Genomic DNA, 23,306 nt, shown 5'->3' on the forward strand with positions numbered 1-23,306 from the left:
ATGGCACTGTTGGAAGTAAAAAATCTGGATGTACGTTTTGCGGTGCGTGGCGGCGATTTAACAGCTTTGCGCGGCATCAGTTTCAGCCTGGATAAAGGTGAGCGGCTAGGTTTGGTGGGGGAGTCTGGCGCTGGTAAATCAGTGGCGGCTTTCTCCATCCTGAACCTCATCGCCAAGCCGGGTTACATCGCCGGTGGTCAAATCCTGTTTGAAGGCAAAGACCTGGCCGCCATGAGCGAACGCGAGTTGCGCAAGATTCGGGGCAACCGCATCGCGATGATTTTTCAGGACCCGATGATGACCCTGAACCCGGTGCTCACCATTGGCACGCAAATGGTTGAGGCCATTCTGGCACACCGGAAAATCAGCAAAAAAGAAGCTCGTGCGATTGCCCTGGACCGGCTTCAAAAAGTGCAGATTCCTTCGCCCGAGAAGCGGTTGGATCAGTACCCCCATGAGTTGTCTGGCGGCATGCGCCAGCGGGTGATCATTGCCATCGCCCTGTTGCTGGATCCGGAAGTCATTATCGCGGATGAGCCAACTACGGCGCTGGATGTCACCATTCAGGCCGAAATCATGGATTTGCTGCTTAACCTGTGTGAGCAGGAAAATGTTGCGCTGATGCTGATTACCCACGATCTGGGTGTGGTGTCTCAGGTAACTCAGCGGATGCTGGTGATGTACTCCGGCCGTATTATTGAACAGGGTCCGACTCGAGCAATTATCGACAACGCCCAGCACCCATACACGGTTGGCCTGATCAACGCCTTGCCGCAGATGGGTGAGCCGGGCGCCAGACTGTTCCAGATTCCCGGCTCTATGCCGTCTCTGAAAAACGTTCCCACCGGTTGCCCGTTCCACCCCCGCTGTGAATATGCAACGGACGAGTGTCGTCAAGCCATGCCGGACTATGTGCATGCCGGGCAAGTAGATGTGGCGTGTTTTGAAGTCAGCAAACGGATTGAACAGGAGAAGCACATGCAGGAGGAGCGCCCATGACCTCCCCCTTGGTTGACATTCGTGGCTTGGAAAAAGAGTTCGATCTGTCCGGCAGTTTGCTGGAGCAAATCACCTTCAAAGACGGTCGCTTCCAGCGCAAACAGGAAGCCGTTCACGCCATCAACGGCGTCGATCTGCAGGTACAGAAAGGTGAAGCCCTGTGCGTGGTGGGTGAATCCGGTTGCGGCAAATCGACGGTGGCCCGCACCGTGATGGGGCTGTTGTCGCCCTCCGCTGGCGAGATCCACTACGATGGCCAGCGCATTGATAACCTGAAAGGGCGAGATGCGCTGCCCTATCGGCGAAAAATGCAGATGATCTTCCAGAACCCTTATGCGTCGTTGAACCCGCGCATGACCATTCAGCAAACGCTGGAAGAGCCAGTGCGCTTTCACCAGCCGGATTTGTCCCAGAGTGAAGTGCGCGCGAAGGTGCAAGATGTGATGCAATCGGTCGGGATTGACCCCGATTGGGGCGCGCGCTTCGGTCATGAATTCTCCGGCGGTCAGCGCCAGCGCATCGCCATTGCTCGAGCGCTTGCGGTAGACCCAGAGTTTATCGTGGCCGATGAGCCGATCTCCGCGCTGGATGTGTCCATTCAGGCGCAGGTACTGAACCTGATGATGGAAGCGCAGGAAACCCGCAACCTGACCTATCTGTTCATCACCCACGACTTGGCGGTGGTCGAGCACTTCGGTACCCGGGTGGCGGTGATGTATCTGGGGCGGGTGTGTGAGCTGGCGGACACGAAGTCCTTGTTCGCTACCCCTCGGCATCCGTACACGCAGGCATTGCTGTCAGCGATTCCTCGTCTGGAAGATGAACGGCCCAATTACATTCGACTGCAAGGTGAAGTGCCAACGCCGGTTAATTTGCCGTCAGGGTGTGTTTTCCACGGCCGCTGCCCCCACGCCAACGAACGCTGCCGCACCGAGGTGCCGAAGTTGATCGCCACCGATGCCAATGTGCAGGTGGCTTGCCACGGGGTGGAAGAAGGGCGGCTGTAACAAGCCAAGGCAAACCAGGAAGACAGCAGGGAGGCTTTTCTTCAACGACACCAACTGAACAGGAACCCGAGATGCCGGACACCGATTTGCTGATGCTTCAGCGCGATCACATCAAAACGCTTCAGACTCGATACCAGACCGCCATGGCGGATCAAGGGTATGACGGGTTGTTGATCAGCTCCGGTGCGTCGCCCCTGCAATACGGTGACGATCAGGGTTGGGCGTTTCAGGGCTATGGCCCGTTCCTGCACTGGACGGGGTTGGCGGGGTTTGAACACGCCTGGCTACTGATTCGGCCCGGGCGCAAGCCGCTGTTGTCGTTGTATCAGCCGGTGGACTTCTGGCATGCAACACTGGAGCTGACTCCGGAGCCCTGGCACGCAGAGGTCGAACTGACATACAGCGACCGCCGCGCAGCACCCGACCTGGAGGGCGTGAACGCATTAGCGGTTATCGGTGACCCCAACCTGCTGGCCGGGCTGCCCGGCAGTCACAACCCGGATGCGTTGTGCGCCGCGCTGGATGAAACCCGAATCCATAAAACCCCCTACGAAATAGCCTGTTTGGCAAAGGCCAACGTGTTAGCCGTGGCAGGCCATCGCGCGGCTCGGGATGCGTTTCTGGCGGGCGCCAGCGAATTTGATGTCAGTCTGGCCTATCAGCAGGCCACACGGCAGCGGGAAGCTGAAGCGCCGTATCACAGCATTATCGGTATCAACGAGCACGCGGGCACTTTGCACTATCAATACTACGACACCGCAACGCCGGTGAAATCCCGCAGCCTGTTGATCGATGCCGGTGTGCGTTACCGGGGCTATTGTTCTGATATAACCCGCACAACGCCCGGTTTGGAGGAAGGGCGCTTTGCCGCTTTGGTGCACGGGCTTGAGCAGCTGCAGTTCCGGCTGTGTGACATGGTGGCCCCGGGCGTGGACTATGTGGATATCCATCGCCGGACCCACCAGGGCATTGCCGCGCTTCTGAATGCTGCGGGTCTGGTGACCGGGTTGAGCGACGAAGATATGGTGGCCGAAGGCATCACCCGAGCCTTCTTCCCCCACGGTATTGGGCACTTCCTCGGTGCTCAGGTGCACGATGTGGGCGGCAAACCGGTCCCGCCACCGGAGGATGCTCCGTTCCTGCGCATGACTCGAACGTTGGAGCCGGGCATGGTGGTGACCATCGAGCCCGGGTTGTATTTCATCCCGTCGCTACTGGAGCCGATATTGGCCGGCCCTCTCGGAGAGCACCTGAATCGCGAGCGGATAGAAGAATTGCAGGGCTGCGGTGGCATCCGCATTGAAGACAATGTGGTGGTGACGGAGACGGGGAATCGTAACCTGACCCGCGAGGCCGAATCGTAGTTTTGTTTGTTGCGCAAAAATAACGCAGCCGGGGTTGCAATCGGGGATGTGAATGACAATAATTATCACTAACATTGTTATCGTTAGTGAGATCCTCGTATGTACGTATGCCTTTGCCACGGTGTAACAGACAGAGACATCCGTGAAGCCGCAGAAAATGGTGCTTCTTCCGTTCGCCAGTTAGGCAAAGAACTGGGTGTCGGCACCCAGTGCGGCCGTTGCGCCAGCATGGCCCGCAGTATATTGAAAGAGGCCCGCTCTTCAGACTATCTGGCGATGGCCAACCTGCTGGCGACCCCCGCCTGACGGGTTTTTTCCCTCTCCGATTTAGAAAACTGCGCTAACACGCTATCCTTGTCTGGTGAAATGCGAATTCGGCAAGAATTCGCTGAACCCGAACCAGCCGCTGGTCATCGTTTACAGCTTGAAACGGCCGCGGAGATCAAGGAGCGCTGCAATGAAAGGTGATAAGAAAGTCATCCAGTACCTGAACAAGGTACTCGCCAACGAACTGACGGCCATCAACCAGTATTTCCTGCATTCACGCATGTACAAAGACTGGGGCATCACCAAACTCGCCGCCAAAGAATACGAAGAATCCATCGATGAAATGAAGCACGCCGATCAGCTGATCGAGCGCATTTTGTTCCTCGAAGGCCTGCCCAACCTGCAAGACCTGAACAAGCTTCTTATTGGTGAGCATGTGCAGGAAATGATCGAATGCGATCTGAAAATCGAACACATGGCCCACGTGGATCTGAAAGAAGCCATCGCCTACTGCGAACAGGTGAACGATTACACCACCCGTCAGCTGTTCCGCAGCATTCTGGACAGCGAAGAAGAACACATCGACTGGCTGGAAACCCAGCTGGAAATGATCAAACAGATGGGCATCCAGAACTACATTCAGCTACAGTCATCCGCAGCGGAGTAATTACTTACAATGGATCTGTCTTGCTTTAAGGCCTATGACCTGCGCGGCAGTGTGCCGGACCAACTGAACCCGACCCTGGCCGAGAAAATCGGCCGGGCGTATGTGGAAATTACCGGCGCGAAAAAGGTCATCGTCGGATACGACATCCGTTTGTCCAGCCCGGAAATTGCCGAAGCTCTGAGCTCCGGCCTGATGGCTGCCGGTGCCGACGTGCTCGACATCGGCTTGTGCGGCACCGAGTACGTGTACTTCGCGACCAGCCATTACCGCGCAGACGGCGGCATCATGGTCACCGCGAGCCACAACCCCAAGCACCACAACGGCATGAAAATGGTGGGGCCGGAATCCCGCCCGATCAGTTCGGACAACGGGCTGAACGAGATCCGTGATCGGGTAAAAGAGCCGTTCGCGGATGCCCCGGTGCAAGGCAAATACGAAACACTGGAAGTCACCAGCGCCTACATCGACCACCTGCTGGGTTACATCGACGCGGCGGCCCTGAAGCCGATGAAAATCGTCGTCAACGCCGGTAACGGCGGCGCCGGTCTGGTGATCGACGAACTCGAAAAACACCTGCCGTTCGAGTTCATCAAAGTGCACCACCAGCCTGACGGAAACTTCCCGAACGGCGTGCCCAACCCCATCCTCGAAGAAAACCGGGCCGCCACCGCCGAAGCCGTCAAAGAACACGGCGCCGCCATGGGCATCGCCTGGGACGGCGACTACGACCGCTGCTTCTTCTTCGACGAAAACGGCCGCTTCATCGAGGGCTACTACATCGTCGGCCTGCTGGCGGATCAGTTCCTCAGAAAAACCGGCCCCGGCAGCGTCATCCACGACCCAAGACTGGTCTGGAACACCCAGGATCTGGTTGAAGCCGCCGGTGGCAAAGCCATCGAAAGTAAAACCGGCCACGCCTTCATCAAACAACGCATGCGCGACGAAGACGCTGTGTACGGCGGCGAAATGAGCGCCCACCACTACTTCCGCGACTTCGCCTACTGCGACAGCGGCATGATCCCGTGGCTGCTGATCGCCGAACGCCTGTGCCAGTCCGGCCAAACCCTGTCGTCCCTCATCGACGCCAGAATCGAAGCCTACCCGGCCAGCGGCGAAATCAACCGCACCATCAACGACCCGGCAAAAGTGATCGCCGCCATCGAAGAGAAGTACTCCTTCGGTGCGAAAAGCATCAGCTTTGTTGACGGTTTGAGTATCGAATTCGACAACTGGCGCTTCAACCTGCGCATGTCGAACACCGAACCGGTGGTTCGCCTGAACGTAGAATCCCGAGCGGATATCGCCCTGATGGAAGAGAAAACCAAAGAACTGCTAGAAGGAATGGAAAGGCTGAACGCATAACAAAAGGCGTTTAGCACTAAGATCGGGAACAAGGTGCGGGGCACCCCTCTGAAACTATCAGGAAAACCACGTTTTCCGTTTCAGAGGGGTGCCCCGCACCTTGTTTTACTCTAGTGCTTAGAGCCAGTCGTTCAACATAACCCCAATACCAAATCGCTCAATCCGCACGTTATAGTCAATCAAGCTCTCCCCATACCCGTTGTAATACTGGAAGAACCCCTTCAACGAATCGCCCATTGGGAAGCTATACCCAAACTCCACCGACGTCCGGTTATCCGACCGCAAATTATTCATCAGCTTCAAAGAAAACGTACGATCCTCCGTAAGCTTATACACCGCGTGATAACTGGCGTGCCCCAAAAACCGCTCAATATCGGCATTGTCATCATCGCTGCTGCGCTCCGGAAGCCGCAACCAAGGCTTCACCATAAACAGCCACCGGTTATAACTGTAGGCCGCCGAGCCCACAATCCGGTTCCAACTCCGCGAACGCGGGTCCGCCTGCCCGTTGGACTGATGGTTGAGCCCCACCGACACCGTGTTTAACGTACCCGGCCCGATGTTCCAGTTCAGTTGATGGCGAAAAAACAACTCCGGTTCATAATTGGTTTCCCGGAATGGTGCCGACTCATCCTGGTTATACACCTGCCAGAGCGACTTCTGGGTATAACCAAACCAGAACGTGGTTTTCTCATCGAAAATGCCGGTCAGCAGTGGAATCTTGAAACTGAGCTGATACTTCGCTTCCTCCCGGGTGAGATCGTAATCGTAAAAGGTATGGCCCAACCGGGGGCTGTACGGCGTGTAATTCGGGTTTTTCACCCAGGTCAAAGGCAAAATGTAATTGGGCTTGTGGGAAACAAAGCTGCCGGTGAAGTAAAACAGGCTCTTTTCCGCCTCCAGATAACTGCTGACCAGCGAATCCATAACACCCGAATCCGGATCATCCTCCAGGGCATTGCCCACAATCTCCTCGCGCTTCTCCTTGTCCACCGCCAACGTATCGGCACGTTGGTTCGCCTGTTCCAGAGCTTCTTCTTTTGCCTCTTCCCGGGCCGCTTTCGGATTGTGTTGAGCATCGTAACAAGCAAGCCGGCGTAAGCCGTCCAGAATGAGCGCGCAGTCCACGTTATCGGCGTTTTTTTCACTCTCCGCCCAGGCCGGTAACGCAAGAGCCAGAGTCGCGGCGCACAACGGTATGGCAAGGCAAAATCGTAGGGTCATATCGGCTCCTGTTAGCGGGCGTTGAGGCTAATCCATGTGTTGCCGATGCCGTATACCCAAACACCCAGCAGCGTGATGGCGAGTAATGCAAAGATCACTCTGTGGCGGCTGCGGCGTTCATCGGTGGCCGAAGCAACCCAGCGTAGATACATCAAACCGATAAAGCTCAGAAAAACCCCGAGGCTGGCAACGGCCGGAACCAGCAACCAAGCCGGGCTGATCGGGTTATCGGCGCTGGACTGAGTGCTGAACCAGCCCATCGAAAGCAAGAGAATCGCAAGGCAACCAAATTCCAGAATCAGCAGTGGCCTGCGCCGTTTATCCGGTTGGTTAGCGGGTATTTGACTCATATTAAAACTCACAGATCGTGAAGGGTGATACAGTAGCGCCTATGGTAACCGGAAATGCTTACTGTTGGGTTGCTGCCTACAAAACTGTCATTAAATGGGTTGAAATCAAATTCTGATTCTGCTGTTTGGTTTTTTTGCGGGGGCTCAATCGCTATAATGCTGCGACCGAAATATTATAACGCTCAAATGCGAGGTGCATTGTGAAGATGAAGAGAGTCCTGGCTGTTGGTTTGCTTGGCTTTAGCCTGGCTGCCGGTACTGCACTGGCAAGTGTTGAAGATGAGATCCGTGAGCGCATCAAACCAGTGGGTGAGCTTTGCCTGCAGGGTGACGAGTGTGGACAGGCGGTTGCTGCGACAGCTAGCTCAGGACCGCGTTCTGGCAGCGAAGTTTACGATTCCACTTGCATGGCGTGCCACGCAACGGGTGCTGCTGGTGCGCCGGTTGTCGGTGATGCCGGTGCCTGGGCGCCTCGCATCGATAAAGGCATCGACACGCTGATTGAGCACGCACTCAACGGTTTCAACGCCATGCCCGCGAAAGGTGGCTGTGCGTCATGCTCGGATGAAGAAATCACCGCAGCCGTTGAGCACATGGTCGAGTCCAGCCAGTAAGTGTGGCTTGCAATACAACAAAGTCCCGCATTGTGCGGGGCTTTGTTGGTTTAGAGCCCGAGATCTCCGATCAGCGCGCTCAGAGTGGCTTTACCCTTTTTCTGGTTGGCCTCTTTATCCTGATCGCCCAAGCCCTCCCACTTCACATCTTCTTCGGGTAGCTCATCCAGAAAGCGGCTGGGGATGGTTTCAAGTTTTTCCCCGTATTGTTTCCGTGAGGCAGCATAAGTCAGCGACAGGGTTTCCCGCGCGCGGGTGATGCCCACGTACATCAGCCGGCGTTCTTCCTCGATATTGCCTTCTTCAATGCTGCTCCGGTGCGGCAGGATTTCTTCTTCAAGGCCCATAATGAACACGTGCGGAAACTCCAGACCCTTGGAGGCATGGAGTGTCAGCAGTTGTACTTTGTCGCTGTCGTCTTCCTCTTGCCGCTGCTCCATCATGTCGCGCAGAATCAGCTTGGCGATGGCATCTTCGATGCCGAGCTCGTCTGCGGTGCCTTTGCCGTCGTCCAGCATTCGTTGGATGGATTCCACCAGATACCAGATGTTTTCCATCCGGCGCTCCGCTTGTTTCGGGCTGCCGGAGTGCTGATGCAGCCATTCTTCGTATTCAATGTCGGTAAACAGCTGCTTGATCACCGGAATCGGGTCTTCGGAAAACAGTCGTTCGCAGGTTTTGTCCACCCAGTGGGCGAAACGTCGGAGGCGGTCCAGCCCCTTCTCCGTGACGTGAGTCTCGGCACCCATATCGCTCAACGCCTTGAACAGGCTGACGTTGCGAGAGCGGGCATAGTGGCTCAATTGCTCGAGCGTGCGCGGGCCGATCTCCCGACGAGGTACGTTCACCACGCGCAAAAAGGCCGCATTATCATCGGGGTTGATCAGCAATCGAAGGTACGACATGGCATCTTTGATTTCGCTCTTGGAAAAGAACGATTGACCGCCGGAGAGGCGATACGGAATCTGATAGGCCTGTAGCTTCATTTCCAACAGACGGGCCTGATGGTTGCCTCGGTAAAGCACTGCGAAATCCTGAAAGTTCAGGCCATTCTTGAGCTTTTGATCCAGTATTTCGGTCGCGACCCGCTCCGTTTCCGCATCTTCGCTGCGGCACCGAATAATCCGGATTTCCTCACCGATGGTGTGGTCACTCCACAGGGCTTTCTCGAACACGTGGGGGTTGTTGGCGATAACGGTGTTGGCGCTGCGCAGAATCCGGCCGGTGGAGCGGTAGTTCTGCTCCAGCTTGACGATTTTCAGGCTCGGGAAGTCCTCTTTGAGCTGGACCAGGTTTTCCGGTCGGGCCCCTCGCCAGGCGTAAATCGACTGGTCGTCGTCGCCGACCACGGTAAACGCGGCGCGCTCCGCCACCAGTTGTTTGACCAGTTCGTACTGGCAGACGTTGGTGTCCTGATACTCATCCACCAGCAGGTAGCGAATCTTCTTGCGCCACTTCGCCAGCACATCCGGAAAATCCCGGAACAGCTGTACCGGCAACAGAATCAGGTCATCAAAATCAACGGCGTTATACGCTTTCAGGTATTCGTTGTAGTGTTTGTAGATAATGGCAATGCGCTGCTCCCGTTCGTCCGAGGCTTTGCTGTAGGCCTCGGCAGGGCTGCGCAGAGCGTTTTTCCACGATGAAATGGTCATCTGCACGTCGTTGACTTCATCGCCTGCCTCGGCGCTGCCGCCGCGCATCATCAGGTCTTGCAGCAAGGCTTTGGCATCTTCCGCATCAAAAATCGAAAATCCGGGGTGGTAACCCATGTGGGGGTGCTCGTCCCGAATGATGTTCAGCCCCAGGTTGTGGAAGGTCGATACAATCAAACCCCGGGCCTTTCCCCGGTCAACGATCTTGCCGACCCGTTCTTTCATTTCCCGAGCGGCTTTGTTGGTAAACGTCAGCGCCGCAATATGGCGGCCGGGAATGCCCAGCTCTTCAATCAGGTGAGCAATCTTTCGGGTAATCACACTGGTTTTGCCGCTGCCCGCACCGGCCAGCACCAATAGGGGGCCGTCTGCGTAACGAACCGCTTCTCGTTGTCTGGGATTGAGCTTGTTCACAGTATTGAGGCCAAATAAAAGAAACGTGCAGGAGGTGTCTCTGTTTTTCTATTCTACACCAGCGCGTCAGTATGTACCTTCGGGATCTATACGCTATGCTAGAAACTACGGACGCTAAGTTTAACGATACATGGATCCCGTGCGATGACCTTGCCACCTGACAGCAGGCGCGACCGCCTGCGTCTTCTCGTTTTGACTCCCGAGTACACGGACTTTTTGTGGTATCAGTCCATGCTGTCGGATGATGCGGAACTGCTCCCCGATGCAACCTGGTGCCCCGACCTTATCGAATGTGATGACCTGATCTACAACGCCAGTTTTGATGTGATTGTTTGGGATTGTGTGTTTCACGCCGGGTGTGAATCGTCCTTTCTCCAGTATTTGACGGTCTCCAGTGGCGATATACCCGTTCTTGCGATCAGCGCGGAGGCCAGTGAACAAAAGGGGCCGGAGATGCAAGCCAGTGGCGCGGCAGACTATCTGTGCCGCCACGGCCTGGAAGCCTGGGGATTTCGGCGCGCGGTTAAATGTCTGTGGTATCGGGCACAGCTTGCCGGGTTTTCCCACGATCAATTGGGCCGGGAAGTGGCGTCCGGGTTTATCAATCGGGATCTGTTTTTTGATCGCTTGCAGCAAGCGCTTCTGCGAGCTGAGCGCACCAAGAGCCGGCTGGCCTTGATGCACTTGAACGTGGACAGTTTTCGCAGCATTAACGAATCCTTCGGGTACCAGAAAAGTGATCAGCTGATTGTCCAGCTAGCCGAACGGCTTGGCAAAACCTTGCGGCGGGTGGACTCTCTGGTCCGGATCGGCGGTGACGAGCTGGCGATTATTATTGAAAAAGTTGAAGATTCTCTGGACCTCAGCCAGGTCATTCGGAAACTGGTCATGACCGTGCCCGAACCGGTCGTCATTGATGGCCAAAGCCTTGTGGTCAGTGCCAGTTTGGGGGTGGCGACCTATCCCGAGGCGGGCGACAGCCCGGAAGAATTGATGCGCCGGGCGAATCGCGCCATGTTCGAGGCCAAGCAGGATACCGGCACCAGCTATCGTTTTTATAACAGGGAGCTGCACATTTCGACCGGGCACCAGTTGCGACTGGAAACGGACCTGCGCCACGCAATCCGTGCGCAGGAGCTGGAACTGTATTACCAGCCGCGGATTGATCTGGCGACGGGCGAAGTGCGCGGCATGGAATGCTTGCTGCGCTGGAATCATCCGAAACGCGGTATGATCGGGCCCGATGAATTCATCCCGGTGGCAGAGCGCAGTGGCTTGATCGTGCCCATTGGTTACTGGGTGATTGAGCAGGCGTGTCAGCGCCTGCAGGAAAGCGCGGAACTGGGGTTCCCGGGTTTGGTGTTGGCGGTAAACTTATCGTTCCGTCAGTTCCACGATCCGAAAATGACAGAAACCATCTTCCGCATTATTTTCAATGCCAATGTGGATACCAGTTTGCTGGAACTGGAACTCACCGAAAGCGCCATGATGCATAACCCCGAGTATGCCCAGCGTTGCCTTCGCGAACTCAATCAGTTGGGGGTGAGCTTTGCCCTGGATGATTTCGGTACCGGGTATTCGTCGTTGAGTAACCTGCAGCACCTGCCGATTTCGCTGGTTAAGATTGATAAGTCGTTTATTCAGGACTTGGGAAAGTCAGCGGATGCGGAACACATTATTCGGGCCATTATTACGCTGGCTCACAGCCTGCACATGAGCGTGGTGGCGGAAGGTGTCGAGACCAAAGAGCAGCTGGAGTTTCTGCAACAGCAGCATTGTGACGAGATTCAGGGCTTTTACTTCGCCCGGCCCATGCCGTGGGAGGAGCTTGTTCAATTTTTGACCCATCAGAACCGGTCCGCTTGCCTGTAAGAGTAAGCCGCTGTACCTTTGCGCTTTAATTTCGCAAGCGATATCACAGAGGTTGCATGAACAGTATCTCCCAGCGCATTGCTGAAGAACTTGGAGTACGCGAGCAACAGGTTAACGCCACGGTTGCTATGCTGGACGAAGGGGCCTCGGTTCCGTTTATTGCCCGCTACCGGAAAGAAGTGACCGGCTCGCTGGACGACAGTCAGTTGCGAACTCTGGAAGAGCGCTTGCGTTACCTGCGCGAACTCGAAGACCGTCGCGGCGCGATTCTCAAAAGCATCGACGAGCAAGGCAAGCTGACCGACGAACTGCGAGCCAGCATCAGTGCTGCGGATACCAAAAATCGCCTTGAAGATTTATACCTGCCCTACAAGCCCAAGCGTCGCACCAAAGCCCAGATCGCTCGTGAAGCCGGGCTGGAGCCACTGGCTGATGCGTTGTATGACAATCCCGCACTGGACCCCGAAAGCACCGCTTCCGGCTATCTGAATCCCGAAGCCAATGTTGAAGACACCAAAGCCGCGTTGGACGGAGCCCGTTATATCCTGATGGAACGGTTTGCCGAAGACGCGGAACTGTTGGGAGCATTGCGAAACTTTGTTTGGCAAGAAGGGCAGCTGAAAGTCACGGTGGTCGCTGGCAAGGAAACCGAAGGCGCCAAGTTCCGCGACTATTTCGACCATATTGAACCGCTCAAAAAAGTCCCTTCACACCGAGCGCTGGCCATTCTGCGCGGCCGTAACGAAGGCGTGCTGACGTTTTCCATTGTCATGGGCGATGCGGAAGACGATCGTGCCCAGCCGCACCCGGCCGAACAGCGCATTGCTGCGCACTGGAACATTCGTGACAACGGCCGTGCTGCCGACAAGTGGCTGAGCGACGTGGTGCGTTGGACCTGGCGCGTGAAACTGTCCACCCAGATCGAAACCGACTTGATGGCCCAGGTGCGCGAAGCCGCTGAAGCGGAAGCGATCAACGTGTTTGCCGCCAACCTGAAAGATTTGCTGCTGCTGGCGCCGGCCGGACCTCGGCCAACCCTGGGCTTGGATCCCGGCCTGCGTACCGGTGTCAAGGTGGCGGTTATCGATGGCACTGGCGAGGTACTTGATCACGGTGCGATATACCCTCATGCACCAAAGAATCAGTGGGATCGTTCGATCGCCCAGCTGGCGGCTTGGTGTCAGAAATTCAAGATTGAACTGGTGGCTATCGGTAACGGCACGGCTTCCCGTGAAACCGAGAAACTGGTGGCCGACCTGACCAAGCGTCACCCGGAATTGAAACTCGCCCGAATTGTGGTGAACGAATCCGGCGCCTCGATTTACTCCGCCTCGGAATTTGCCTCCCGGGAATTGCCAGATTTGGATGTAACCATCCGTGGCGCAGTATCCATCGCCCGCCGTTTGCAAGATCCATTGGCGGAACTGGTAAAGATCGAGCCGAAATCCATCGGGGTGGGGCAGTACCAGCACGACGTCTCGCAAGTGCAGTTATCCCGTAGTCTGGATGCGGTGGTTGAAGATTGCGTAAACGGCGTCGGTGTGGACTTGAACACGGCATCCGTTCCGCTGCTGGCAAGAGTGTCTGGATTAAGTCAGACCATCGCGCAGAATATTGTCGATTTCCGGAGCCAGAATGGTGTATTCAAGACCCGTAAGCAGCTGATGAAGGTTGCCCGCTTGGGTGAGCGTACATTTGAGCAAGCCGCGGGCTTCTTGCGCATCGCCAGCGCGGAAAACCCGCTGGACGGCTCTTCCGTGCACCCGGAAGCCTATGGTGTGGCCGAAGCTATCGCCAAGCGCAACAACCGGAAGGTGGAAGACATCATGGGAGATGCCAGCTTCCTCCGCAGTCTGAACCCGCAGGACTATGTCACCGAACAGTTTGGCTTGCCGACGGTGAAAGACATCATCGCGGAACTGGAAAAGCCGGGCCGGGACCCGCGCCCTGAATTCCGCTTCGCCAGTTTCGAAGAGGGTGTCGAAACCCTGAGCGATCTGAAGCCGGGTATGGTGCTTGAGGGCTCGGTGACCAACGTGACCAATTTCGGCGCGTTCGTTGATATCGGTGTGCATCAGGACGGTTTGGTCCATATCTCTGCGTTGTCTAATACTTTCGTCAAAGATCCCCGCGAAGTAGTAAAAGCGGGTGATATTGTGAAGGTTAAGGTCATGGAAGTGGACATCCCCCGTAAACGGATTGCACTGTCTATGCGCATGGACGACCAACCGGGTGCCGAGAGTGCGGCCAAGCCTGCCAGAGGCGGCGAACGAACTGGCAAACGCACCGGCAGCAAGCCGCAGGGCAACCAGGGCCAAGGTGCCATGGCTGGTGCGCTGGCTCAGGCTTTGGCCTCGGCGCGAAAAGACGGTCGCTGACCCCTATTCATGATTCAGTGGCGGCAAGCGCAATGAAACGCGCGCCGCCTTACAGGAGCATACGATGGCCGATTCCCGCCACTCCCTGTTTTACCAGTTCTCCGCGTCCGACTGGGGCGGCTTTCTCAAAGGTGTCGAAAAAGAAGGTTTGCGGGCAGATGCCAATGGCTTTATCGCCCAAACACCGCACCCCTCTGCTCTGGGGGCTGCATTGACGCATCCTCAGATCACCACAGATTACTCTGAAGCTTTGCTGGAACTGATCACTCCGGTGTTTAGCAACACTGAGGATATGCTCGCTTCGCTGCGGGATACCCATCAGTTCGTGCAGCAGAATCTTGAGGATGAAGTCTTTTGGGCGGCCAGCATGCCGTGCGAGATTAACGGCAACGAGAGTATTCGGGTCGCCGAATTCGGGACCTCCAATATCGGCCAGCTCAAGCACGTTTACCGCCAGGGGCTGGCCGTGCGTTATGGCCGCATCATGCAGAGCATTGCGGGTGCGCACTACAATCTGTCGCTGCCAGACAGCTTCTGGCGCAAGTGGCAGGAAGTGACGGGCAATACCAGCGCTCTGAAAGACTTCAAATCCGAGCAGTACTTCTGGTTGATTCGCAACTTTCGTCGCCGGAGCTGGTTGTTGATGCTGCTGTTTGGTGCCTCGCCCGCACTGGATGCCAGTTTTGTCGCCGGTGTGAAGCATGATCTCAAGCGCTTCGATGATCGGACCTGGGCCGGGCAGCATGCGACGTCACTGAGGATGGGTGATCTGGGCTATCACAACAACGCTCAGGCGTCGTTGAACATCTGTTTCAACGAACTCACCACCTACACCCAGACGCTGGATCAGGCCATTCATACCGACTGGCCCGACTACGAGGCCATCGGCACGCGCCGCAACGGTAAGTTCATTCAGCTGAACACCAGCATTCTGCAGATTGAAAACGAGTACTACAGTGCGGTTCGGCCCAAACGCACCACCGAGCGCGGCGAAAAACCGATTCAGGCACTGGATGCCCGGGGCGTGGAATATATCGAAGTTCGGTGTCTGGACCTCGATCCGTTCTCGCCAATCGGCATCAATCGCGAGCAAGTGGATTTTCTGGATCTGTTTTTGCTGGACTGTCTGCTCTCCGAATCCCCGGTTATCGGCAAAGACGAATGTGATCGACTGGATGACGGCTACAAAGACGTGGTTGCCCAAGGCCGCTGGCAGGACCTGACCCTGTGCCAGGGCGGGCAGCGGGTGCCGGTAGGCTCCGCTGCGAACGAATTGCTGGCACGTTTGCGGCCTTTAGCCGAGTTGCTGGACAGCTGGCAGGGTGGAGATACTTATCAGTCGGCGCTGTCGGCTCAGCAAAGCAAACTCGAGGGCGATGACTGGTCCGTGCCGTCGGCGCGCGTGATGGAGGCCATGAGTGCTTCCGGGCTCGGGCACCGGGATTGGGTGCTGTCAATGTCGCAGCAACACAAACAGACCCTGACCGAAGAGCCGATGTCGGCACAAACTCTGGAGCGCTTTGAAGCCATGAGCCGTGACTCCAAGGCCGAGCAGGCCGCCATGGAAGCGTCCGATACCCAGCCCTTCTCGGAGTTCCTCGACGACTATCTGAAATCCTGAGCCAATCTGTGCGTCACACCCGAAAAGGGACGTGACGCACAGATTGCTGATCTGTATTTGCGGCTTCAGTTACCTGCTGTTACGTTGTGTAATACGAAGTAGGGAGGCAGGTTATGGCAAAGGACAGTGGGCTCGGTTGGGATGTAGAAGCACTCAATAAAGCGTATCGCCAAGGTGCGTTGGCAGGGTCAATGGGGATGGAAAAATCCCGATGTCCCTATCGCGGCGAGGTGGTCATTGCCGCGTGGGAAGCCGGCTGGGATGACGCGCAAGAGGCTGCCGAAGCTCAGAAACAGCAACAGAACGACAGCCTGTTTGCACGCATTGCCTGAGGTATGGGCCTTAGCGCTGTACCACAAACTCGGTAAATAGCACGCCGGTTATTTGCTCTCCGGTTTGTTGCTCTTCAAGTACGCTGTTAATTCTTCGGGCTGCTTCTTCTCGCAAAGCCTGTTGCCCCTCCATTGATGACAGCGTATCCAGATCCGTTTGTTCCCCGAATAGCATCACCAGCTCATGTCGGAGTCTTGGATTGTGGGCTTCCACCACAGGTCGTACTGACTCGCGGGACGCGCGCAGGGTAACGGCTGCTTTCAGGTAGTTTACCTTGTTGCCGGGCTTGCCTACGTGGGTAACGAAAGCAGGCTTCATCTCGATGTAATCAGTGACACCTTTCTCTTCGGGAGCGTCTTCGTCGGCCTCCTCGGCCGTCGCTGCGCTCTGCCACAAGCTCATCGTACAAATCACCAACAGCAGGCGTAAGAAAAATAGACCGTTTATGGTCATGTGCTTAGCGTTGTTCATAGGTTACGATTGGGTCCATCAATTAGTTGTATCTGACATCATGATTCCGAGGTGACGTTTTGACAAGCAGATGGGTGTTTGGCTTGGTGTTTTTAATGTGTGCGGCGCTGTTAGGTGTGGCGTTTTATATGGAGCACGTCATGGGTATGAAGCCTTGCCCGCTGTGCTGGTTGCAGCGTTTCGGTTTTATGGGAGCGGGCTTGGTCAGTTTGATTGCCTTCGTGCACGGCCCCGCCGAGGTTGGTCGCCGGGTGTATGGATTCTTGTTGGTGGTTACCGCAGGAGCGGGCTTGGGCATTGCGGGGCGTCAGTTGTGGTTGCAGAGCCTGCCGGCAGATCAGGTGCCAGCGTGCGGCCCTTCGGTGGATTACCTGCTGCAGGTTTTACCCTGGTTTGACGTACTTAAAACCGCGCTCCGTGGCACCGGAGACTGCGCCGAAGTCGTGTGGCGTTTTCTCGGCTTGAGTATTCCGGGTTGGACAGCCGTATTCTTTGCAGGATTGGTGCTTTTGGGCTTGGCCATGCTGTTTCGCCCGGGTGGTTTCGACAACAAGTTGCAGAACTGAAATAGTTGCGACTCACCTTGGCCTTGGGGTAACTTGATTAAACGAAAGCGAAGTCACTCGAATAATAAAGCCAGTGAACTGGTTGCTTGATCGAAGGGAGACAGGCGTCATGTTGGAGAATTGTCGGAATGCCAAGGAACGCTGGGGCGGCGTCAGTGATTTGATTGACCGTTGGTTGAAAGAGCGACAGCAACTACTGGTTCATTACTGCGAGTTGTCCGGTGAAAGTGATCGCAGCCCATCAGAAGCCCTGAGTAAAAAGTTCATCCGGTTGTGTGAAGTGCTGGTGGATTACGTATCGGCAGGGCATTTTGAAGTCTATGAACAACTGATTCAGGAAGCTCGGGATTTTGATGACGGCGGTGTGGAACTGGCCGCCAAAGTGTACCCGGAGATCGAGAAAACGACCGAAGTGGCACTGGCGTTCAACGATCAGGTAGATAGTCGCATCCTGACAGAAGACGATGTTGCCACGCTGTTTAAAGAGCTGTCCCGGTTGGGTGAAGTGCTGGAAAGCCGGTTTGAGATGGAAGATTTTCTGATCGAGCATTTACACAATGCGCATGCGGAAAAGGTAGCGTCGGTGTAACGCCAGCATTGCGCTAAGCGTTAATCGAACACAAAAAAGCCGGTCCGGGGGTGTGCCCCGGACCGGCTTTTTAATTGCCGACCGGAATTACTCGGCTTCTGGGTTGATCTTCAGAAGCTCTACGTCAAAAATCAGCGTTTCGTTCGGCGCAATGGCTTGGTTACCGGCGGCACCGTAGGCCAGCTCAGCCGGGATATACAGCTTGTAGCGAGCGCCTTCGCTCATCAGCTGCAGGCCTTCAATCCAACCGGGGATTACCTGGCCAACGCCAAAGGTTGTCGGCTTGCCACGCTCCCGTGAGCTGTCGAATACTTCACCGTTGATCAGCTCGCCTGTGTAGTGCACTTGAACGCGGTCTGAAGCCGTTGGCTTCTCACCTTCGCCTTCTTCAATCACTTCGTATTGAAGCCCGGACTCTGTGGTTTGTACTTCATCACGCTCGGCGTTTTCGGCCAGGAAAGCTTCACCGGCTTCTTTGTTCTTCTGGGCCAGCTCTTCGTACTGTTCTTTCTGCTGGCTTTGCAGCTCTTCCTGATAGGCCATAAGCGCAGTCTGGATTTCTTCGCGAGTCAGACGCTTGGCATCTTCGTCACCAGATTGGCCGTGCTCAAAGCCTTGGATGAACTGTTCCAGCTGCAGGTCGGGCAGATCATTGCTCATGCGCTCGCCCATCACCAAGCCCATGCCGTAGCTGACTTTTTCCGGGGTGGTGTCCAGCGACGGATCTGGCTCGGTGGTTGAACAACCGGCAACAACACCGGCCATGGCTACGGCTAAGAGTGTTTTCTTCATGAATCGTTCCTTTGCACATGGTTCAGGGCTCTTCGGCCCTGTTGGAAATTTAGGGTCAACAACTTAACGGGTTCTGTAAGCGGATGCTACTGAACAAGTGTTAAGGCTGCGGCATGATGATCGTCATGATTCTCTTTTGTAGGCAGGGCTGTTCAACGAGAAAGGTGCGCTGTAGGGCGTCTGCCAATCATCACCAGCGCCGGCAGAAGGGGGTTTCTTGGAGGCAGACTCACTGCGCTCGATCGCCAGCGCGTTCCATTGGCCTTGAGCGGGCGGCTGATCGGCGTAATGCCAGTGGCCGTCAGTGTCTTTCCACTTGAACACAATGTCCGGGCCATTGGTGGGGGCCGGAGACGGAACCAGCCCTTCGAAAGGCGGCAAGGTTTCCGGGGTTTCTGCGTTGCGCACAGGCTCGGCTACTTTTTCAGGATCGCCCAAGCCGAAAAAGATCAGGAGTAACAGCAGCCCAAGGGCAGGGAATGCCAACCGAATCAGCCACTTCATCAGCATGGCTCGGTGCTCCGTCGAGAGTGCTCAGCCAGTAAATCGGCAAGCTGGGTGATTTGGGTCATAGACTGCAATTCCCGTGTCGTGTGTGGAGCTGCGGAAAGTAAGTTCTGCACAATAATAGAGGTGCAGTTTTGCATGCTCGCAACTTCCGGGTTGCGTTCATAAAGCGTTTGCCATGCCAGCGCCAATTCTGTTTGTTCAGCCTGCAACTCCGCTTCTGCGAGGGCGCGCCGAAGTTCATGGGTCGGGGCATGGTGCCGCGGGATCGATTTTCGGGCTGAGCGAATGCCACCGGTTACATGCTCGCGCCACTCTGTTACCTTAGCGTCCTCGATGCCAGTGAACGCACGCCCGTTCACGCCTAGCCAGCCCGCACACAGAATTCGGGTGACGCTCCAGCCTTGCTCCTGAAGCGCGAGGCAAGCTTCGGCTAAGTCCGGCTTCTGCCAGCAGGCCAGTGCATAACGCCATAGGGGGTTGTCCGGTTCCATTGAGGCCGGCAGAGTCAGCGATTCTGTCTGCGTCATGGTCACGGTAGCCCTCTTCCTTGGCTGACATCCATGGATTAAAGTTGCTCTATGTTAACGATAACCGATCTCAGTTTACAACGGGGCGGCGTCTGGTTGCTAGAAAACGTCAGTCTGACGGTTCAGCCAGGCCAGCGTGTTGCCATTGTGGGCGCCAATGGTGCCGGTAAATCCAGCTTGTTTCAGCTCTTATTGGGCCATTTAAGCCCGGAGCAAGGCAGCGTTTCTTTGCCGGGTGGGTGCCGGATTGCGCACATGGCGCAGGAGGTAGCCTCGTCGTCCCGGTCAGCACGGGATTTCGTGCTCGACGGCGACTTGGAATTGCGGCGGCTGGAAGCCGAGTTGGCAGCCGCCGAAGCCCGGGGCGATGATGACGCCATGGCTCATATTCACGGTGAGCTGGACATCCATGAGGCCTGGTCGGCAACCCGCCGGGCAGAGGCTCTGATCCGCGGGCTGGGATTCGCCGATAGTGATGCCGATCGTCCGGTATCTGCCTTTTCGGGTGGTTGGCGGATACGTCTCAATCTGGCCCAAGCGCTGATGCGCCCGTCGGATTTGCTCCTGCTCGACGAACCGACCAACCACCTGGATCTGGACGCCTGTCTGTGGCTCGAAAACTGGCTGCGTAAGTATCAGGGCACCCTGTTGTTCATCTCCCACGACCGGGATTTCATGGACCGGGTTTCTACCCATCTGGTGCACTTCGATCAGAAAAAGCTGGAACTCTATACCGGTAACTATTCGTCGTTTGAAACTCAGCGCAGTGAACGGCTGGCCCAGCAGCAGGCCAGTTTCGAACGGCAGCAGGCGCGAATCGCCGAAATTCAGCGTTTTATCGATCGATTCAAAGCGAAAGCCACGAAAGCCAAGCAAGCGCAAAGCCGGGTCAAGTCACTGGAACGTATGGAGCGGATCGCGCCGGCTCACGTGGATTCACCGTTCAGCTTCGAATTTCCGGTTGCCGACAAGGTATCGAGCCCGTTGTTGTCGATTCGTCACGGGTCGGCGGGTCATGGCGATACGACGATTCTAAAAGACATCAACCTATCGTTGTTGCCGGGTTCCCGCATTGGTCTGTTAGGCCCTAACGGCGCCGGCAAATCGACCTTTATGGATGCGCTTCGTGGTGAAGGCACGCTGATGTCGGGTGAACGCTCGGCGGGTGAGAACCTGGCCATCGGCTATTTCGCCCAGCATCAACTTGAGTCTCTGGATCTGGATGCCAGTCCGTTTCTGCACTTGCAGCGTCTTGATCCGCGGGCATCTGAACAGAAAGTGAGAAACTTCCTCGGTGGCTTTGATTTTCACGGCGACGAGGCATTGAGCCCGATCCGTTCGTTCTCGGGCGGTGAAAAAGCGCGAGTCGCGTTGGCGGTCATTGCCTGGCAGAAACCCAATCTGTTGCTGTTGGACGAGCCCACGAACCACCTGGATCTGGAAATGCGCCAGGCACTGACCATGGCGTTGCAGAACTTCGACGGTGCCATTGTGGTGGTGTCTCACGATCGACACCTGCTGCGCAATACTGTGGACGAGTTCTGGCTGGTATCCGATGGCGCAGTGAAAGAATACGATGGTGATCTGGAAGATTATGAGCGCTGGCTGGCGGAACGCCGAAAAGACGACGAAGAGCCGCCGCAACGGCAGGTCGTTGGAGAAACGGTTGGCAACAAAGCCAGCGCGGCCACGTTGAGTGCCGATGAGCGAAAAGCCCGCAAGCGGCAGGAAGCCGAAATACGGAAAAAGATCAGTCCATGGCGCAAGAAACAGGGCACGCTTGAAGCGCGGATGGAGACACTGCAGGAAAAGCTGTCATCCGTTGAGGCGTCGTTGTCTGACCCTTCGATCTATGATGACAGCAATAAAGTGCGCCTGAAGGAGCTGCTGGCGGAACAAGCAGTATTCAAGCGCCAACTGGAAGACACGGAAGCGGAATGGCTGGACGTGAGTGAAACGGTCGAAAACCTCGAAGAGGAATTGACCCTCAGTTCAGCCGCGTCTTGATGTCCAGGGTGAAGTTCTGGCGGGCAAGGTAGTCTTGCTCGTCCTGCAGGTCGGCCAGCGTCAACGGGCGGTCGTCCAGCCAGCCCTGAGGAAACTCGACGGTGAGCCTGTCTTCCTCGGCATACAGTGAAAAATCCGGTGCCGGCTCCAGATTGCGGGAGTGCTGGATCACCACGGCAAGCCGAAGCAAGATACACAGGTACCGAAGCCGGGGTTTGTCTTCAGGTTCCACGTACTCGAAGACTGCGGGCACAAGTTTGCGGCGGTGGCCACGAACCAGGGTGGCCAGCGCTCTCTGGAATTGCAGGGTGAAGCCCGGCAGATCCGAGTAGTGCAGCAAATACGCACCGTGTTTGTGGTATTGCGAGTGGGAAATGGTCAGGCCGATTTCATGCAACCGGCAAGCCCAGCGCAAAGCGTCTTCGTCCGCCGGCGTGCGCAACTCCCAGGCATCCGCGACTTGCTCCCAGGCAGCAAGCGCTGTGTGCTCTACCGCGGTGCCATGCGCCTGATCAACATGGTAGCGTTCCTGCAGTGCGGTAATGGTTCGCTCGCGCACGTCCTCGTGCTGAATTCGCCCCAGCAGATCGTACAACAGGCCTTCCCGAAGCGCGCCGTCGGCAAATTCCATTTCTTGAATGTCCAGCGCGCGAAACGCGGCCAGAAGTATGGCAAACCCGGCCGGGAAAATGCTTTGGCGGTCTTCGCGAACGCCAAGGTCGGCGAGTTTGTTGACGTTACCCATGTCCACCAAACGCGTGCGAAGCTCGTCCATCGCCGTGCGGGTGATGGTGCCATCGGTCAGTTTCAGGGTTGCCAGAACGTTGGCTATCGCCTTGATCGAGCCGGATGAGCCCACCGCACTTTGCCAGCCGATGGCTCGGTAGCGCCGCCAAATGCTCTGCAGTTCCTGCTCGGCATGAATGATGGCTTTGTCCATTTGCTTTCGGGTGATCTTGCCATCCGGGAAATACAGGTTCCGGAAAGACACGCAGCCCATGTGCATGCTCGCCAGTTCTTGCGGCTCGAAACGCTCGCCGATAATAAATTCGGTACTGCCGCCACCGATATCGATCACCAGCCTACGGCCTTCGTCGTCCGAAAGCGTGTGCGAAACGCCCAGGTAAATCAGCCGGGCTTCTTCCCGGCCGGCGATGACCTCCACCGGATAGCCAAGAACTTCTTCCGCTTTGTCGATAAACTCTTGCGAATTGCGGGCAACACGCAGTGCATTGGTACCGACAATCTGCACGCCCTCGGGTGGCGTGCCCTGTAGCCGCTGTGCAAACCGGCGAAGACATTCGATACCGCGCTGCTGAGCCTCTTCGCTCAGGTTGTTGTGCTCGTCCAGCCCGGCACCAAGTTGAACTTTTTCACCCATTTTCTCTACGGTACGGATCTCTCCGTGCACCAGACGGGCGACCACCATGTGAAAACTGTTGGACCCCATATCGATGGAAGCCAGCAGTTCCGGGGTAGGGGTGTCGTACTCGGCAATAGATTCGGCCGTCACGGTGATAGGCGTCCTGTGTAGAGTGAACTTGGCTGTACTATAAGGGAAATATCAGCAAAGTGTCAGTAGCCGGATGTGGACAATACTGACACCGATCGAACACGGGGTGGATACAACTTACTTCACATCCACGGCGCCAATCGCGTAAAGTATTGCCTATCGACTTTCGGGTAGACGGCTTCCATGAACAGAAGATTAACCGTC

At 56.2% G+C, this 23,306-nt stretch carries 22 protein-coding genes; 14 read left to right on the forward strand and 8 right to left on the reverse strand.

Annotated features, from left to right (window positions below; translation table 11 throughout):
- From Q9245_RS09980 to Q9245_RS10005, 6 genes are all read left to right on the forward strand, one after another.
- Positions 1-999: an ABC transporter ATP-binding protein gene (locus tag Q9245_RS09980; protein ID WP_305896995.1), complete on the forward strand. Its 999-nt coding sequence runs from the start codon at positions 1-3 to the stop codon at positions 997-999.
- Positions 996-2,006 carry an ABC transporter ATP-binding protein gene (locus Q9245_RS09985; protein ID WP_305896996.1) on the forward strand — a complete coding sequence of 337 codons (1,011 nt, stop codon included), beginning with the start codon at positions 996-998 and terminating at the stop codon, positions 2,004-2,006. Before Q9245_RS09980 ends, Q9245_RS09985 begins: the two co-directional genes overlap by 4 nt.
- A gap of 71 nt (positions 2,007-2,077) precedes the next feature.
- Entirely contained in the window at positions 2,078-3,370 is a 1,293-nt protein-coding gene (pepQ, locus tag Q9245_RS09990) for a Xaa-Pro dipeptidase (protein WP_305896997.1), read from the forward strand.
- Between the two features lie 99 nt (positions 3,371-3,469).
- Positions 3,470-3,676 carry a bacterioferritin-associated ferredoxin gene (locus tag Q9245_RS09995; RefSeq protein WP_305896998.1) on the forward strand — a complete coding sequence of 69 codons (207 nt, stop codon included), beginning with the start codon at positions 3,470-3,472 and terminating at the stop codon, positions 3,674-3,676.
- Between the two features lie 151 nt (positions 3,677-3,827).
- Positions 3,828-4,304 carry a bacterioferritin gene (gene bfr, locus Q9245_RS10000; RefSeq protein WP_114334875.1) on the forward strand — a complete coding sequence of 159 codons (477 nt, stop codon included), beginning with the start codon at positions 3,828-3,830 and terminating at the stop codon, positions 4,302-4,304.
- Between the two features lie 9 nt (positions 4,305-4,313).
- Entirely contained in the window at positions 4,314-5,666 is a 1,353-nt protein-coding gene (locus Q9245_RS10005) for a phosphomannomutase (protein WP_305896999.1), read from the forward strand.
- A gap of 117 nt (positions 5,667-5,783) precedes the next feature.
- Here Q9245_RS10005 and Q9245_RS10010 read toward each other — a convergent pair whose 3' ends face one another.
- Both Q9245_RS10010 and Q9245_RS10015 read right to left on the reverse strand, forming a co-directional pair.
- Positions 5,784-6,890 carry a phospholipase A gene (locus Q9245_RS10010; RefSeq protein ID WP_305897000.1) on the reverse strand — a complete coding sequence of 369 codons (1,107 nt, stop codon included), beginning with the start codon at positions 6,888-6,890 and terminating at the stop codon, positions 5,784-5,786.
- Between the two features lie 11 nt (positions 6,891-6,901).
- On the reverse strand, positions 6,902-7,240 hold the full coding sequence (locus Q9245_RS10015; protein WP_305897001.1) for a hypothetical protein: 339 nt from the start codon (positions 7,238-7,240) through the stop codon (positions 6,902-6,904).
- Between the two features lie 206 nt (positions 7,241-7,446).
- Here Q9245_RS10015 and Q9245_RS10020 point away from each other — a divergent pair, with 206 nt between their 5' ends.
- Positions 7,447-7,854, forward strand: coding sequence for a cytochrome c5 family protein (locus Q9245_RS10020; RefSeq protein WP_305897002.1), 408 nt, complete (start codon positions 7,447-7,449; stop codon positions 7,852-7,854).
- Between the two features lie 50 nt (positions 7,855-7,904).
- Here the strand turns inward: Q9245_RS10020 and rep are convergent, their stop codons facing one another.
- The gene (gene rep, locus Q9245_RS10025) at positions 7,905-9,923 is read right to left on the reverse strand and encodes a DNA helicase Rep (RefSeq protein ID WP_305897003.1); all 2,019 of its coding nucleotides are present in this window, start codon (positions 9,921-9,923) and stop codon (positions 7,905-7,907) included.
- A gap of 144 nt (positions 9,924-10,067) precedes the next feature.
- Between rep and Q9245_RS10030 the strand changes: the two genes are divergently transcribed.
- The 4 genes from Q9245_RS10030 to rmf all read left to right on the forward strand — a co-directional run bounded on the left by Q9245_RS10030 (position 10,068) and on the right by rmf (position 16,126).
- Positions 10,068-11,795 carry a bifunctional diguanylate cyclase/phosphodiesterase gene (locus Q9245_RS10030; protein ID WP_305897004.1) on the forward strand — a complete coding sequence of 576 codons (1,728 nt, stop codon included), beginning with the start codon at positions 10,068-10,070 and terminating at the stop codon, positions 11,793-11,795.
- A gap of 56 nt (positions 11,796-11,851) precedes the next feature.
- Positions 11,852-14,173, forward strand: coding sequence for a Tex family protein (locus Q9245_RS10035; RefSeq protein WP_305897005.1), 2,322 nt, complete (start codon positions 11,852-11,854; stop codon positions 14,171-14,173).
- A gap of 64 nt (positions 14,174-14,237) precedes the next feature.
- Positions 14,238-15,794 (forward strand): glutamate--cysteine ligase, encoded by a 1,557-nt coding sequence (gene gshA / locus Q9245_RS10040; protein WP_305897006.1) that lies wholly within the window; start codon positions 14,238-14,240, stop codon positions 15,792-15,794.
- A gap of 113 nt (positions 15,795-15,907) precedes the next feature.
- The gene (gene rmf, locus Q9245_RS10045; protein ID WP_305897007.1) at positions 15,908-16,126 is read left to right on the forward strand and encodes a ribosome modulation factor; all 219 of its coding nucleotides are present in this window, start codon (positions 15,908-15,910) and stop codon (positions 16,124-16,126) included.
- 10 nt (positions 16,127-16,136) lie between these two features.
- On the opposite strand, the gene fliL is transcribed toward rmf, so the two are convergent.
- On the reverse strand, positions 16,137-16,598 hold the full coding sequence (gene fliL, locus Q9245_RS10050) for a flagellar basal body-associated protein FliL (protein ID WP_305897008.1): 462 nt from the start codon (positions 16,596-16,598) through the stop codon (positions 16,137-16,139).
- A gap of 59 nt (positions 16,599-16,657) precedes the next feature.
- Here fliL and Q9245_RS10055 point away from each other — a divergent pair, with 59 nt between their 5' ends.
- Both Q9245_RS10055 and rsd read left to right on the forward strand, forming a co-directional pair.
- A complete protein-coding gene (locus Q9245_RS10055; RefSeq protein WP_305897009.1) occupies positions 16,658-17,164 on the forward strand; it encodes a disulfide bond formation protein B in 507 nt (168 codons plus the stop codon).
- A 109-nt stretch (positions 17,165-17,273) separates the two neighbouring features.
- Positions 17,274-17,753 carry a sigma D regulator gene (gene rsd / locus Q9245_RS10060; RefSeq protein ID WP_305897010.1) on the forward strand — a complete coding sequence of 160 codons (480 nt, stop codon included), beginning with the start codon at positions 17,274-17,276 and terminating at the stop codon, positions 17,751-17,753.
- Positions 17,754-17,840: 87 nt separating this feature from the next.
- On the opposite strand, the gene Q9245_RS10065 is transcribed toward rsd, so the two are convergent.
- The 3 genes from Q9245_RS10065 to Q9245_RS10075 form a co-directional block, all read right to left on the reverse strand.
- The gene (locus Q9245_RS10065) at positions 17,841-18,545 is read right to left on the reverse strand and encodes an FKBP-type peptidyl-prolyl cis-trans isomerase (protein WP_305897011.1); all 705 of its coding nucleotides are present in this window, start codon (positions 18,543-18,545) and stop codon (positions 17,841-17,843) included.
- 123 nt (positions 18,546-18,668) lie between these two features.
- Positions 18,669-19,055 carry a DUF4124 domain-containing protein gene (locus tag Q9245_RS10070; protein ID WP_305897012.1) on the reverse strand — a complete coding sequence of 129 codons (387 nt, stop codon included), beginning with the start codon at positions 19,053-19,055 and terminating at the stop codon, positions 18,669-18,671.
- Positions 19,049-19,582 (reverse strand): TIGR02444 family protein, encoded by a 534-nt coding sequence (locus Q9245_RS10075; RefSeq protein ID WP_305897199.1) that lies wholly within the window; start codon positions 19,580-19,582, stop codon positions 19,049-19,051. The genes Q9245_RS10070 and Q9245_RS10075 overlap by 7 nt, the downstream gene beginning before the upstream one ends.
- Positions 19,583-19,633: 51 nt before the next feature.
- On the opposite strand from Q9245_RS10075, the gene Q9245_RS10080 reads away from it, so the two are divergent.
- Positions 19,634-21,589 carry an ATP-binding cassette domain-containing protein gene (locus Q9245_RS10080; RefSeq protein ID WP_305897013.1) on the forward strand — a complete coding sequence of 652 codons (1,956 nt, stop codon included), beginning with the start codon at positions 19,634-19,636 and terminating at the stop codon, positions 21,587-21,589.
- Here the strand turns inward: Q9245_RS10080 and ppx are convergent.
- Positions 21,570-23,102 (reverse strand): exopolyphosphatase, encoded by a 1,533-nt coding sequence (gene ppx, locus Q9245_RS10085; RefSeq protein ID WP_305897014.1) that lies wholly within the window; start codon positions 23,100-23,102, stop codon positions 21,570-21,572. The genes Q9245_RS10080 and ppx overlap by 20 nt on opposite strands.
- Positions 23,103-23,306: the final 204 nt, after the last annotated feature.

The organism is Marinobacter sp. MDS2 (assembly GCF_030718085.1).
Classification (GTDB): domain Bacteria; phylum Pseudomonadota; class Gammaproteobacteria; order Pseudomonadales; family Oleiphilaceae; genus Marinobacter.